The 14,396-nt window shown below is 72.1% G+C and carries 11 protein-coding genes; 1 reads left to right on the top strand and 10 read right to left on the bottom strand.

The genetic code is table 11. The annotated features are described in order from the left end of the window. Positions 1–12: 12 nt before the first annotated feature. The 10 genes from ACTWP8_RS07855 to rpe form a co-directional block, all read right to left on the bottom strand. Positions 13–411, bottom strand: a complete 399-nt coding sequence (locus tag ACTWP8_RS07855; protein ID WP_443321409.1) for a DUF742 domain-containing protein — start codon at positions 409–411, stop codon at positions 13–15. Next, positions 408–842, bottom strand: coding sequence for a roadblock/LC7 domain-containing protein (locus tag ACTWP8_RS07860; RefSeq protein WP_443321410.1), 435 nt, complete (start codon positions 840–842; stop codon positions 408–410). The genes ACTWP8_RS07855 and ACTWP8_RS07860 overlap by 4 nt, the downstream gene beginning before the upstream one ends. Next, positions 839–3,292 (bottom strand): sensor histidine kinase, encoded by a 2,454-nt coding sequence (locus ACTWP8_RS07865; RefSeq protein WP_443321411.1) that lies wholly within the window; start codon positions 3,290–3,292, stop codon positions 839–841. Before ACTWP8_RS07865 ends, ACTWP8_RS07860 begins: the two co-directional genes overlap by 4 nt. A 131-nt stretch (positions 3,293–3,423) precedes the next feature. Further along, positions 3,424–4,314, bottom strand: a complete 891-nt coding sequence (locus ACTWP8_RS07870; RefSeq protein WP_443321412.1) for a DedA family protein — start codon at positions 4,312–4,314, stop codon at positions 3,424–3,426. Between the two features lie 177 nt (positions 4,315–4,491). Next, the gene (locus ACTWP8_RS07875) at positions 4,492–4,947 is read right to left on the bottom strand and encodes an Lrp/AsnC family transcriptional regulator (RefSeq protein WP_443316603.1); all 456 of its coding nucleotides are present in this window, start codon (positions 4,945–4,947) and stop codon (positions 4,492–4,494) included. Positions 4,948–4,957: 10 nt separating this feature from the next. After that, positions 4,958–6,466, bottom strand: a complete 1,509-nt coding sequence (locus ACTWP8_RS07880; RefSeq protein WP_443321413.1) for an amino acid permease — start codon at positions 6,464–6,466, stop codon at positions 4,958–4,960. Positions 6,467–6,945: 479 nt separating this feature from the next. Then, entirely contained in the window at positions 6,946–8,385 is a 1,440-nt protein-coding gene (locus tag ACTWP8_RS07885; RefSeq protein WP_443316601.1) for a GuaB1 family IMP dehydrogenase-related protein, read from the bottom strand. Positions 8,386–8,896: 511 nt separating this feature from the next. Next, entirely contained in the window at positions 8,897–10,009 is a 1,113-nt protein-coding gene (locus tag ACTWP8_RS07890; protein WP_443321414.1) for a DUF5954 family protein, read from the bottom strand. 182 nt (positions 10,010–10,191) lie between these two features. Beyond that, on the bottom strand, positions 10,192–11,181 hold the full coding sequence (locus ACTWP8_RS07895; RefSeq protein ID WP_443321464.1) for a sugar-binding transcriptional regulator: 990 nt from the start codon (positions 11,179–11,181) through the stop codon (positions 10,192–10,194). A gap of 163 nt (positions 11,182–11,344) precedes the next feature. Continuing rightward, positions 11,345–12,031, bottom strand: a complete 687-nt coding sequence (gene rpe / locus ACTWP8_RS07900) for a ribulose-phosphate 3-epimerase (protein ID WP_443321415.1) — start codon at positions 12,029–12,031, stop codon at positions 11,345–11,347. A gap of 79 nt (positions 12,032–12,110) precedes the next feature. Between rpe and ACTWP8_RS07905 the strand changes: the two genes are divergently transcribed. Next, positions 12,111–14,240: an MMPL family transporter gene (locus tag ACTWP8_RS07905; RefSeq protein ID WP_443321416.1), complete on the top strand. Its 2,130-nt coding sequence runs from the start codon at positions 12,111–12,113 to the stop codon at positions 14,238–14,240. The last annotated feature ends 156 nt before the right edge of the window (positions 14,241–14,396 follow it).

Below are 14,396 nucleotides of genomic sequence, written 5' to 3' on the forward strand. Positions count from 1 at the left end.
CCGGGGGTGGATTCACAGCTCGCGCAGCCGGGCGACGACCTCGCGCAGCAGCTCGGGTTCCGGACGGCCCTCGGCTGTGGGCGGGCGGCCGACGTGCGCGAAACCGGCGTCCACCAGGTCCCCGAGCAGGACTCGCACGACGGTGAGCGGCAGGTCGGCGCCGGCGGCGAGCTCGGCGAGGGTGCGCGGGCCGCGGCGGATCAGATCGAGGAGGGCCGTCCTGGCGTGGTCGAGGGCCCGCCGCGCATCGGCCGCGTCCACCGCGCCGTCCACGGCCGTGACCCAGGCCATCAGGTCGACGTCACGTGCGGTGGCGGACCGGGTGCGGCCGTGGGTGACGGTGTAGGGGCGCACCATCGGGCCTGACTCGTCCTCGTACCAGTGCGCGTCCTCGTCGTCGCGCCATGTCATCCGCCCGCGGCTTCGGCGCGCGCCTCGGCGGCCATATGCCGTCCCGCCCGCTTGACCAGCAGCGACATCTCGTAGGCAAGCTGGCCGATGTCCGTCTCGGCATCGGCGAGCACGGCCAGGCGGCTGCTCTCGCCCGCCTCGGTGACGACGAGGTACGCGTCGTCGAGCATGACCATGGTCTGGCGCACTCCACCGGCCTCGAACCGCTCGCCGATGCCCCTGGCGAGGCTGTAGAAGCCCGCGGCGACCGCGGCGAGGTGATCGATGTCCTTCTGTCGCATGCCCTCGGACGCACTCGTCGCGAGGCCGTCCGCGGACAGCAGGATCGCCTGCCGGACGTTGCCGGTGCGGGCGACCAGGTCCTCGAGCAGCCAGTCGAATGCTCCGGACCGCTCCTGGGCTCCGCCGTCGGTGCGGTGCTCGCGTGTCATCGTCCGCTCCCTGAGTCGTGGTCGGTGTCCGGATCGTGCGGCTCGGCGCGGCGGCCGCGCTCCAGACCTCGCTGGAACGCTCCGAAGATCGCGCCCATCCGATCGGGCGTGACGTCGTCTTCGGCCTCGTGGGCGCCGTGGGCGTCGTGGCCGTTGCGGCCCTCGTCCGCGGCGCGACCGGAGGGTGCGGGTGACGGGTCCGGGTGGGCTGTGCGCAGCTGGGGCACGATGCTCGCCTGGCGCACGCGGGTGGGCAGCTCGGGCCGTTCGCCCGCCTCGCTCGGCGCCGTGGTCTCCGCTTCCGGCTCACTCGTACGCGCCTCCTCCCCCGTCGCATGTGCCTCCGGCACCCTCTTCGTACGTGCGTGAGGGCCGCGTGGTTCAGGCGTGCGCTGGGCGGTCCCCCCGTTCGAGGGGGCCGCGGCCTGGGCGGACCCCATGGCGTGCGCGGGGGTTCCGGCGTCCGCGGGAGCCTCCTTGGCCGCTGGGGAGGCTTCGGCCAGGATCGCGCTCGGCAGCAGGACGGCGGCCGTCGTGCCGCCGTACGGGGACCGGGTGAGGGTCACCTCGATGCCGTGGCGCCCGGCGAGCCGCCCGACGACGTACAGGCCGAGCCGCTCGGTCTGCGCCGGGTCGAAGTCCCCCTCGAGCGCGAGCGTCCGGTTGGCCTCCGCGAGCTCCGCGGGGGCCATGCCGAGACCGCGGTCGTCGATCCGCAGCACGAAGCCGCCCCTGATCTCCTCCGGCCGCATGGTCACCTGAGTGTGGGGCGGGGAGAAGGCGGTGGCGTTCTCGACGAGTTCGGCGATCAGGTGCACCACGTCCGCCACCGCCTGGCCGGTGACGCCGACGGCGGGCATCGGCGGCACGACCACGCGCGCGTACTCCTCGATCTCGCCGACCGCCGAGCCGACCACCTCGACCACGGGCACCGGGTTGCGCCAGCGGCGGCCCGGTGTCGCGCCGGAGAGGATGATCAGGCCTTCGGCGTGGCGCCGCATCCTCGTCGTCAGGTGGTCGATGCGGAACAGGTCCTCCAGGACGTCGGGGTCGTCGGTGCGCCGCTCCAGGGTGTCCACCAGCTTCAACTGACGGTGCACCAACGCCTGGTTGCGCCGGGCGATGTTGAGGAGGACGGCGAATACGCCCCGGCGCAGGCCCGCCTGCTTCACGGCCGCCTCCACGGCCGCCCGGCGCGCGGTGTTGAGGGCCTGCCCGACCTGGCCGATCTCGTCCTGTGCCGCCGAGCCCCGGGAGTCGCCGTCGCCGTCGCCGTAACCGTCGCCGTGACCGTCACCGTCGCCGTACGCGAGTGGCGGAGCCGCTCCGTCCACGTCCACCGGCTCGCCGGTGCTGAGCCGCCGCAGCACCTCGGGCAGTTGCTGGGTGGCCAGGTCGGCGGCGTCGCGCAGCTCCTCGAGCCTGCGGGAGATGCGCCGGCCTGCGCGGACCGAGAGCCAGACCGAGCCGCAGACCGCGACGAGGCCGACGCCGCCCGCGATCCCCGACCGGAGCAGCTCGCCCCCGGCGAAGTCGCGGGCGCGGGCCGCCGAGTTCCTGGCGGCCTCGGTGCACAGCACCATGTAGCGCTTGACCGCCCGGTCCATGGTGGTGCGCCAGGAGTCCGCCGCGACCGCCTTTCCCGCGCTCTTCGCCCCTGCGCTCAGCAGCGCGTCCTCGCCCTCGGTCAGCGACCGGTACTCGCGGCCCCGCTCGAAGTCCTGGAAGAGGGCGCGGGAGTCGGCGGGGAGGGACGGCACGTACGTCCGCTGGAAGACCCGCCGGTCCTCGATCGCACCGGTCAGAGCGCGGTACTGGGCCGCGTCGAATCCCCCGGCCGCCCTGGCCCCGGCGACGAGCGCATCCTCCCGGGACACGAACTCCCGGACCCGTACGAGCTCCACGACGACCTGCGCCTCCCGCGCGAGGTGTCCCGCCTGGAGGGCGGTCAGCGCCGACCCGACCGCGAAGGTCGGCTCGATGACGGCGGTGTAGTCGTCGACGGCCCGGTACCAGGAGATCTTCCGGGCGATGACCTTGTCGCGCAGCGCGGGCAGTTCACCTGCGGCGTCGAGCATCGCGTCGAGGGCGCCGCGCTGCTCCCCGGAGAGGTCCACCTGGTGCTCGGGGTCCTCCGCCGCGGTACGCATGGCCCGTACGGCGTCGTCGGTGGAGCGCTGCTGGGCTGCCAGATCTGCGACCCGGGCGGTGTCGGCGGGGGATGCGAGATACGCGGCGGCCAGGCGCCGTTCGACCTGGATCTCCCCGACGGCGGTGTCCACGGGGCTGCCGAAGTGCTTGTACACCTCCTGAAGCCGGATCAGCGCCCGCAGGTCACCGGTCATCGAGACCATCGCGGAGGCCCAGAGGGTGAGCAGCGCGACGATCGGGATCAGGGTGAGGGCGACGATCCGGGTGCGGATCGTGCTTCGGCCAGGTCGCCAGCGCATGGTCTCCCCGGGGGGCAGAGGGACAGGATGCCTCTGCACGCTAGTGGTCGGAGCCCCGAAGGTTACTCGCAAGTAGGAAGAAAATGACGTACATCACCGTCGCGAACAGCACGTAGCGCAGGGCGAGTTGGTCAGGAAAGCGACCCCTTTCCCGGGCCGGCCGACTCACATAGTTCCGACGTCCGGCCAGTAAGCTCGGGCGTCACCACAGCGCACCGCACATGCCCAGGAACATGCGCGGGTGCCTCATTCGAGGGTGATGAGAACTCATGAAGCGCTGAGGGGCCCGCAGCCGGGGTCGGTTCCCATCTCGGCGGAGCGAGCGTCACGAGGCCCGTCGCGATCGGGGCCCGGGCGGCGGCCGGGGCCGGATCCGCCCTGCGGCATCTGGTCGGGCCGGCTGTCTCAACCGCAGCGTCCGGAAGGCGGCTTGGGCCTCCGCACACAGCCGCCGACACCCTCCGGGCACGCGCGGCACGCCTGCAGGACATCCCCTGCGCCGCGGCCGCCACGCCCGCGACGAGCAGGGAGACACCGGGCCCGATGATCAGCGCGGATCCACTGGTCGCGGCGACGAGCCCGCCGGTATAGCCGAGACCGACGGTGTAGGAGATGAAGATCAGCTCGGCGACGCCGGCACCGAGCAGATACCGGCGCCGGCCGAAGCCCACGATGCCGGTGGTCAGCCCGCCCACGAAGCGCCCGCTGGGCACGAAGCGCATCGCTATCACGGCCGGCACGCCGTGCCGCCCGACCCGGCTCGCCGCCCACTCCATCGCCGCGCGGCGCCTGGGGTTGCGTACCACCCAGCCCAGCACACGGCCGCGGGCCCGGGTCCCGGCCCAGTACACGGCCAGGTCGCCGGCTATCGCGCCGGCCAGCGGTACGAGCAGTACGAGAGACAGCTGGAGCCTGCCTACGGCGGCCAGCGCTCCCGCGCCGGCCAGGATCGCGGAGTTGGGCAGCAACGGCAGCGCGGTGGCGAGTGCCAGCACGGCGTACACCCACAGCGCGCCGTCCATCCCGCCACCTCTTTCTGCAGACTGTTCACGCCACCTGCCAGTCCAAGCTGGCAGATGCCGAGTCGGCGAACAACGACCTGCAAGTGAGGCCCCGGGAAACACCAAGGATCCCCCAGGGGTTCACGCGGCCCGCCGCCGACCCCCCTTCCCATGGACCACAGGTGAGTTCACACTCCGTCAGCCCGGCGCGCCCGAGCTGTAGCGGCGCAGCAGCGGGGAGAGGACCAGCACCGACTTGGTGCGTTCCACGAACGGCTCGCCCGCGATCCGCTCCAGCACCTGCTCGAAGTGGCGCATGTCGGCGGCGAAAATCTGAACGATGGCGTCCGCGTCGCCGGTCACGGTCGACGCGGACGCCACCTCCGGGTAGCGCGACAGGCCGCGGCGGATGTCCTCGGGTGAGGTGTTGTGGCGGCAGTACATCTCGATATAACCCTCCGTCTCCCAGCCGAGGGCAGCCGGGTCGACGCGGACGGTGAAGCCGGTGATGGCTCCCTCCGCCCGGAGCCTGTCCACGCGCCGCTTGACGGCGGGCGCGGACAGGCCGACCTCGGCGCCGATGTCCGCATAGGAGCGGCGGGCGTCCTCGGCGAGGGCGTGGACGATGCGTTCGTCGAGATCGTTCAGTCGCACTGCGGGTGGATCACTTCTCTACGGATGCCTCTGTCGTGGCGTCTGCGGGTGCCGCTTCCAGGCGGGAGCGGCGCATGCCGTAACCGAAGTAGATCACAAGGCCGGCGGCCATCCAGACCCCGAAGACCGTCCAGGTGATGACGTCGAGGCTGCCCATCATCCACACGCAGAGCCCGAAGCCGATGACCGGCAGGAGGGGGGAGAGCGGCACCCGGAAGGAGCGGGGCATCTCGGGGCGGGTCCTGCGCAGCACGATCACCGCGATGTTCACCAGCGCGAAGGCGAAGAGCGTGCCGATGCTGGTGGCGTCGGCGAGCTGGCCGAGCGGGATCGCGGCCGCGAGCACACCGCAGAAGAGCGAGACGATCACGGTGTTGGCGCGCGGGGTGCCGGAGCGCGAGTGGACCTTCGAGAAGACCTTGGGCACCAGGCCGTCGCGGGACATCGCGAACAAGATCCGGGTCTGGCCGTAGAGCACGGTGAGGATGACGCTGGCGATGGCGATGACGGCGCCCGCGGCGAGCAGCACGCCCCAGAAGCTCTGGCCCGTCACGTTGTTCATGATCCCGGAGAGGGCGGCGTCGGAGCCCTCGAACTTCTTCCACGGCTGCGCGCCGACGGCGACGGCCGCCACCAGGACGTACAGGGCGGTCACGATGAGCAGCGAGAGCATGATCGCGCGCGGAAGGTCGCGCTTGGGGTTCTTGGCCTCCTCACCCGCGGTGGAGGCGGCGTCGAAGCCGATGTAGGAGAAGAAGAGGGTCGCTCCCGCGGCGCTGACGCCCGCCATGCCGAGCGGCATGAACGGCTGGTAGTTCCCGGCCCTGATGCCCATGAACGCGACGGCGCAGAACAGCAGCAGCGCGCCGATCTTCACCGCGACCATGATCGTGTTGGCGCGGGCGCTCTCCTTGGCGCCGCCGAGCAGGAAGGCCATGGAGAGCAGCACGACCAGCAGCGCGGGCAGGTTGAACAGGCCGCCGTCACCGGGCGGCGCGGCCAGCGCGTCGGGGATGGTGAAGCCGATGGTGCCGCCGAGGAGCTCGTTGAGGTACTCGCCCCAGCCGACGGCGACGGCCGCGACCGACACGCCGTACTCGAGGATCAGACACCAGCCGCAGACCCAGGCGACGAGCTCGCCCATGGTGGCGTAGGCGTAGGAGTACGAGGAGCCGGAGACCGGAATGGTGCCGGCCAGCTCGGCGTACGACAGCGCGGAGAAGAGCGCCGTCAGACCGGCTATCACGAACGACACCATGACCGCGGGGCCCGCGTCCGGCACCGCCTCGCCGAGCACGACGAAGATGCCGGTGCCGAGCGTGGCACCGATGCTGATCATCGTCAGCTGCCACATGCCGAGGGTGCGGCGCAAGGTGCCGCCCTGGCCGTGGCCGCCTTCCGCGACGAGCCTTTCGACGGGCTTGCGCCGCATGAGACGGGCACCGAGCCCGCCGGCGGGCGGCCGGGGGGACTGTGTCTGACTGTCTGCGGCCGGTGGGGCTGCGCCGTGGTCCAACACTGGGTGGGCTCCTTCTTCGATGCCTGTCAGGGGCGGGGACCATCGGCGCCCCCGGCGGGCATGGGAGAAGAGCCCGGTGAGAGGGGGACCGCCGAGCAAGCGGTCTCCGCCACTCCACGTTCAGCGCACGACCCTACGAGCCGGGCGCATGGGCCCGTAATGCACGAACCTTGCGCATCCACGCACAATCGTTGCGCGTAGGCTGCGGGCACGGGAAATCGTTGCAGGTCACCGCATGGATCAGCAAATTCTGGGGTCAGGAGGCCTGGTCAGGAGCCTGCGGGGCACGCGCGTAGGCGTCCGATTACGGTGGCATGCGTTCCGCGGGTGGATGTGGCCCCATGCCCTTCAGGTTATGGGGGAGGGTGGGCACACCCGGCCCGGCCGGGTCGCCCCGCCCGTTGACCGCTGACCGGGGCGGGCGGGACGTGACGGGGGCGGCGCGGACCGCAGGACCGTTCCTGCCGATCCGCCGCGCGTCACTGCCAGCTGGCGTGCAGCGGCTGGCCCTCGGCGTAGCCCGCGGCGCTCTGGACGCCGATGATGGCCCGCTCGTGAAACTCCTCGAGAGAGGCGGCGCCCGCGTAGGTGCAGGAGCTGCGCACGCCCGCGATGATCGAGTCGATCAGGTCCTCGACGCCCGGGCGGGCCGGGTCGAGGAACATCCACGAGGTCGAGATGCCCTCCTCGAACAGGCCCTTGCGCGCCCGGTCGTACGCCGAGTCGTCGAAGGTGCGGTTGCGCACCGCGCGCGCGGAGGCCATGCCGTAGCTCTCCTTGTACGGCCGCCCGTCGGCGGTGTGCTGGAGGTCGCCGGGGGACTCGTACGTGCCCGCGAACCAGGAGCCGACCATGACGTTGGACGCGCCCGCCGCCAGCGCCATGGCGACGTCGCGCGGGTGCCGCACGCCGCCGTCGGCCCACACGTGCTTGCCGAACTTCCGCGCCTCCGCGGCACATTCGAGAACGGCGGAGAACTGCGGCCGGCCGACGCCGGTCATCATCCGCGTGGTGCACATGGCGCCGGGACCGACACCGACCTTGACGATGTCGGCGCCTGCCTCGATGAGGTCGCGTACGCCCTCGGCGGCGACGACGTTGCCCGCCACGACCGGAACCTGCGGGTCGATGCCGCGCACCGCCTTCAGCGCGCTGACCATCGACTCCTGGTGGCCGTGCGCGGTGTCCACGACGAGCGTGTCCACACCGGCCTCGATCAGCGCCTTGGCGCGGCCCGCGACATCGCCGTTGATGCCGACCGCGGCGGCGATACGGAGCCTGCCGTTCGCGTCGGTCGCCGGGGTGTAGAGGGTGGCGCGCAGGGCGCCCTTGCGGTTGAGGATGCCGACGAGCCTGCCGTCCTCGCCGACCGCGGGGGCGATCTTGCGGTGCGCGGCGTCGAGGCGGTTGAAGGCCTCGCGCGGGTCGATGTCCGCGTCGAGGAGCAGCAGCTCCCTGGACATGACCTCGGTCAGCTGCGTGAACCGGTCCACGCCGGTCAGGTCGGACTCGGTGACGATGCCGACCGGGCGGCCGTCCTCGACGACGACGCCCGCGCCGTGCGCCCGCTTGGGCAGCAGGGACAGCGCGTCGGCCACGGTCGCGTGCGGCGCGAGCACGATCGGGGTGTCGAGGACGAGGTGCCGCTGCTTGACCCAGCCGACGACGTCGGCGACGACGTCCAGCGGGATGTCCTGCGGGATGACCACGAGGCCGCCCCGGCGGGCGACCGTCTCGGCCATGCGGCGGCCGGCGATCGCGGTCATGTTGGCCACGACGAGCGGGATGGTCGTGCCGCTCCCGTCGTGGGAGGACAGATCGACCTCCTGCCGGGAGCCGACCGCGGAGCGGCTCGGCACCATGAACACGTCGTCGTACGTCAGGTCGTACGGCGGCTTCTGATCGTTCAGGAAACGCATACTAACTCTCTCACCTGCAATTTTACGCTGTCGGCGGGTGGGGAGTCAGCACAGAACCCAGCTCGGGTCGGCTGCGGCTCCTACGTCATTGTCCCCGATCGCAGCAGATCCTGGCGAACCCGCGCCCCGGCTCTGTGCCTTCCGCCAGGAGATACGCGCTTCCCCTGTGTCTTCCCCCAAGCCGCGGACGGCCCCGGGTGCGTCCGCCTCTGCCCCGCCCCTCCTCGATCCAGGGGCCGCCCACTGAGCCCCCGGAGGCCGGGGGCGAAGCGCGAGCCCCCAGGTTGGGGCACAGCTATTGGTGAGGGGCCGCCAGCCGTCACCAGCGGCTGGCGGCCTGGCCCCTCGGGGTGGGGCGGAGCCCCGGGTGCGGGGCTGGGGGCCCAGCCCCCCACCTGGAGGCTGGGCCCCTCGACGCCTCGGGGTCTGGGGCAGAGCCCCAGTTTCGGGGAGGAGCGGGGCAGGGGAACGGCATCGCGCCGGGCGCCTGCAGGCCGCCGCGATGGGCCGCTCAGCGCCGCTCGCGGCGGGCGTTGCGCCGGCGTTCCTCCTCGTGGAACAGCCGGGCGAGCTCCTGGGTCTCCTCGTCGAGTTCGGCAGGACCGTCCTCGTCATCGTCCTCCAGCAGCCCCTGGTCCCGTAACTGCTGGTTCTGCACCATGACCGGCGGCTGCGGGTCCGGATCGGAGGGGCGCGGTCCCTCGGGGCCGTCCGGCCCGAGCCGGACCAGCCGTTCGACCCGCACCACCCTGAAGCGCCGCCCCGCCACCTCCAGTTCGTCGCCCCGCTCCTCGTCGAGGCGATCCGCGGCCCTCGCGTACTCCGCGCGCTCCTCCGCTCCGAGCTTGAGCTTCCACGGCGCCATGACCCGCAGGTGCATCGCCAGCCCGTCGCGGGCCGCCTGCGGCGTGGTCGAGTTGACGGTCGATTCGGGCCGCCAGCGCCCGTCCAGGTACTCGGCCGTCATGAACGTGGCCGGCAGCAGCACGCCTCCCGGGTGCGTCTCCGCGGCGCGCAGCGAGTCGGCGCGCACATCCGGCGGCACGGTGCCCTTCTTGCGGCCGCCGGACAGCAACTCAAGTTTCAGGATTCCCTCCGACATGCCCGTGGCGGTGATCGGATCGATCACGAAACCCGCCGTGGGGTCAGGGACTTCACGCGCCTGTCCGGGCTCACCCGGATCGGGATCCGTCGGGCGCGGGGGCTCGGGCCCTGCCGGTCCCATGCGGATGAACGGTTCGGCACGGACCACCCGGTACCGATCGCCCCGGACGGTCACCTCGTCGACGGCCTCCCAGTCCATCCGCTCGGCCGCCCGCATGCACTCCTCGTGCGCCGCCTGGTCCCCGGACCGCTCCGCCTCCTGCGCCAGCCGCCGGAAGTGGGAGCCCATGCTGTCGCGGGCGTCCTGTGGCGCAAGCCCGGAGAAGTACGGGTGCAGCTCCCAGCCGCCCTCCTCGCGCTCCCGCGCCACGCCGAAGACCGGGCCACCGGCGAAGTAGATCTCCGGATACGCGTCGCGCGCCTGCCACGCCTCAACATCCGCCAGGGCCGCGACCGGAGCATCCTGCGGGGCGATCCTGATCGTACGGTAACCGGGCACTTGCTCACTGTGACGAGACATGCGTTCAGCATGCCCGCGCACGCGCCCGCGGCGCAGCGAAAACGAGCACTGCCACCGCGGCGAGCGAGATGATGGCCGGTCTCATCCGGTGAACTGACGGAAGATTCCGGTGAGTTCGTACGGCTGCCGCGAAGTCGGCGACCTGGCGGGCGTCGCCGAGGGGGAACACCTCGGCGACGCCCTCACGCGCCGTCCGGGTCCGCCCGGTCCAGGGCCGGCCGCAGGCCGGGGTTGGTCTCGTGCAGCAGGTAGTCCGCGGCCGCGGTGTCCGTGACCAGGCTGGTGACCAGACCCGAGCGCAGCACGGCGCCGATCGCGGGGGCCTTGCGGTGGCCACCCGCGATGGCCACCACCTCCGGGATCCGGCGAAGCCGGTCGGCCTCGACGGTGATACACCGCTCCCCCAGGTCGCGGCCGATGCGCCGCCCCTCCGTGTCGAAGAGGTGCGCGGACATCTCGGCGGCGGCGCCCAGGGAGGCGTAGTGCTCCCGCTCCTCCTTGGAAAGCATGTCGTAGACCGTGGAGATGCCCGCCTCCCAGGAACCGATGGAGACGCAGGCGACCGTGACCTTGTCGAAGTACTCGAAGGCGCGGGCGATCCCGGTCTGGCCCCGCAGGGCCGCGGCCGTGGCCGTGTCGGGCAGCAGCATCGGCGCGTAGATGGGGTGGGCCTCGCCGCCGGAGACCTGGGCGGCCCGCCGTACGGCCTCGACCGAGCCGCGCTCGGCGGTGCCCGCGTCGTACACGCCGGTGAGCTGTACGACGGTGCACGGCGGCAGCCGGTCCAGGGCCGCGGCCATGTGGATGGTGGACCGCCCCCAGGCCAGGCCCAGGACATCGCCCTCGGCGACCAGCTCGCCCAGTAGGTCGGCGGCGACCTCGCCGAGGTTCTCCGGGTCGGGCGCATCCGCCTCGGCCTCGGAGGGGGACTCCACGACGACCGCGTGGCGCAGCCCGTAGCGGGCGCGGAGCGCGTCGGAGCGCTCCGCGTCCAGCTCGGCGGGGACGCGGATCTCGATGCGTACGAGGTCGCGCTCGAGGGCGGTCTCCAGGACCCGCGCGACCTTGAAGCGGCTGACGCCGAACTCCTCCGCGATCTGGATCTTGGACTTGCCCTCGAGGTAGAAGCGGCGGGCCATGGCCGCCGCCTGCACCAGCTCAGCGGGTCCCATCCGCAGGGCAGACCGACCCGCCGACTTAGCAGACACCGCACTCTCCTCACTGCTGCACTTGCCGGCACCCCCGACCCCGGCCGGGTGGTGCCCTCCTGCTCATCCTGTCAGAACCGGCGGTTGTTGATCAGCCCTTGCCGCCCCGCGTTCACCGAGCTGACGTTCAGTGGTTGCACGCCCACGCGGCGCTGGCGATGGTCTCCTGCGCCCGCGCACGCAGGGCGCGCACGGCAGCGGCCGGGTCGTCCTTGCCGTAGACAGCGGAGCCGGCGACGAAGACGTCGGCTCCCGCCTCGGCGCACCGCTCGATCGTGTCCGCCGAGACCCCGCCGTCCACCTGGAGCCACATCTCCAGACCGTGCTTGGCGATCAGCTCACGCGTACGGCGGATCTTCGGCAGCATGATGTCGAGGAACGCCTGCCCGCCGAAGCCGGGCTCGACGGTCATGATCAGCACCATGTCCAGCTCGGACAGCAGGTCCTCGTACGGCTCGATCGGGGTGGCGGGCTTGAGCGCCATGGAGGCGCGGCCGCCCTTGGCCCGAATCTCGCGGGCCAGCCGTACGGGCGCATGGGCGGCCTCGATGTGGAAGGTGACGGAACCGGCCCCGGCCTCGACGTACGCCGGGGCCCAGCGGTCCGGGTCCTCGATCATCAAGTGGCAGTCCAGCGGGGTGTCCGCGGCGCGGGCCAGCGACTCGACGACCGGCACGCCGAGCGTCAGGTTGGGCACGAAGTGGTTGTCCATCACATCGACGTGGAGCCAGTCGGCGCCCTCGACGGCTTGCGCCTCCTCCGCCAGGCGCGAGAAGTCGGCGGAGAGGATACTGGGGTTGATCTGAACGGCCATGGCACTAAGCCTGCCATGGCCGACGGCTGCTGACGGACGCGTGGTTGACACAATCCGGGAGCCCTTGATGCCGGACGTCATGTCGGAAGGACGATCCCGGGGCGTTGCATGGCTGGTGTGCGGCCGTCGCTCCAAGTGGCTCGTCCTTCTGCTGTGGCTGGTCGCGATCTTCGCCCTCGCACCGCTGGCCCAGAAGCTCAGCAGCGCCCAGGACAACGACGCCACCTCCTGGCTCCCCGGCAGCGCCGAATCCACGCAGGTCCTGGGGCTGTCCGAGGACTTCCGGCCCGAGACCATGCCCGCGGTGGTGATCTACGCCCGGGAGAGCGGCCTCACGGCCGCGGACCGGGCGGCGATCGCCGAGGACGCGGCGGAGCTGAAGGGTCTGAGCGCGCACGGGATCCGCGGTGAGGAGGCCCGCGGTCCCCTCTACAACCGCCCCGACGACCCCCGCGCCGCACTGATCTACCTGCCGGTCACCGTCGACGAGGAGGGCTGGGAGCGGCTGTCCAAGGCGGTCGACGACATCCGGGAGACGGTCGGCAGCGGCGGTGGCGGCAGCGGCGGTCTCGAGGTGTACGTGACGGGGCCCGCCGGCACCAACGCCGACTTCGCCGAGGTCTTCGAGGGCATCGACTCGACGCTGCTCCTCGCCGCCCTCGGCGTGGTGGTCGTGGCGCTGCTCATCACGTACCGCAGTCCCACCCTTCTCCTGGTGCCGGTGGTCTCCGCCGTCGCGTCCCTGCTGAGCGCCCAGGCGATCGTCTATCTCCTGGCCCGCTACGCCGACCTGACCGTGAACGGGCAGAGCGCGGGCATCCTCACCGTCCTCGTCTTCGGCGCGGGGACGGACTACGCCCTGCTGCTGGTCGCCCGGTACCGCGAGGAGCTGCGCCGGCACGAGGACCGGCACGACGCGATGGCGCTGGCCCTGCACCGTGCGGGCCCGGCCGTCATCGCCAGCGGCGCCACGGTGTGCGCGGGCATGCTCGTGCTGCTCGTCGCCGAGATGAACTCGACCAGCGGGCTCGGCCCGGTCTGCGCGATCGGCGTGCTGATCGCCGTGCTCGCGATGCTCACGCTGTTCCCCGCCTTGCTGGTGATCGTCGGGCGCTGGTTCTTCTGGCCGGTCACCCCGCACTACGGGTCCGCCGAGCCGACCGTGCGCGGGCTGTGGGCCCGTACGGGCAACCGCATCTCGCACCGCCCGCGCGCCGTCTGGTCGGTCACCGCCGTAATCCTGGCCGCGCTGTCCTTCGGCATCCTCGCCCTGCGTGCCGAGGGCATCAGCAACACGGACGCGTTCACCGAGGAGCAGGAGTCGATCAAGGGACAGGAGGTCTCGGCGCGGTACTTCCCCGCGGGCAGCGGCGATCCGCTGGTGATCGTCGCGAACGCCGACCGGGCCGAGCAGGTCGGCCGGGCGGTCGCGGCCACGCCCGGGGTGGTGCCGCAGTCGATCGGCGTTCCGCCGGGAACGGCGCGTGAGCACGAGGGCCGGGTCCTGTTCGAGGCGACGATGACCGCCCCCGCGGACAGCGCGGCCGCGAAGGACACGGTCGAGCGGGTACGGGACGCGGCTCACGCCGTCCCGGACGCGGACGCCAAGGTCGGCGGGGGCACGGCCGCGCTGCTCGACGCGGAAACCGCTTCCACCCGGGACAACGCGGTGGTGCTCCCGCTGGTCCTGGTCGTGGTGCTGGCCATCCTGGGCCTGCTGCTGCGGGCCGTGATCGGCCCGCTGGTCCTGATCGCGACGGTGGTGCTGTCCTACGCGGCGGCGCTCGGCATCAGCGCGCTCGCCTTCCGCTACCTGTTCGACTACGCGGGCGAGGACACCGCCTTCCCGCTCTTCGTCTTCGTCTTCCTGGTCGCCCTGGGCATCGACTACAACATCTTCCTGTCCAGCCGGGTCCGCGAGGAGGCCCGGAAGCAGGGCACGCGCCGCGGCGCGCTCACCGCCCTCGCCGCGACCGGCGCCGTCATCACGTCGGCCGGCCTGGTCCTGGCGGGCACCTTCGCCGCGCTGGGCACCCTGCCCCTGGTGGGCTTCGCCGAAATCGGCTTCGCGGTCGCGCTTGGCGTGCTCCTGGACACCTTCGTCGTACGGTCCGTGCTGGTCACCGCGTTGTTCCTGGACATCGGACCGCGCATGTGGTGGCCGCACCGGCTCGCTGACGAGAACGGGTCGTCAGCGAGGACGCCTTGAGGCAGCGCATGGTTGCGGCTGGTTCGGCACCGCCGGTACACGCCGTCCGGCTTCTCGCCGTCGCGGCGGAAAAATTGTCCGCCGCAACGGCGCTCAACCACGGCGGCGCGGGCCGGCGGTGCCGAACTCGGCCGCACGCACCTCCACGAATATCGC

The organism is Streptomyces sp. 7N604, assembly GCF_052245475.1.
Classification (GTDB): domain Bacteria; phylum Actinomycetota; class Actinomycetes; order Streptomycetales; family Streptomycetaceae; genus Streptomyces.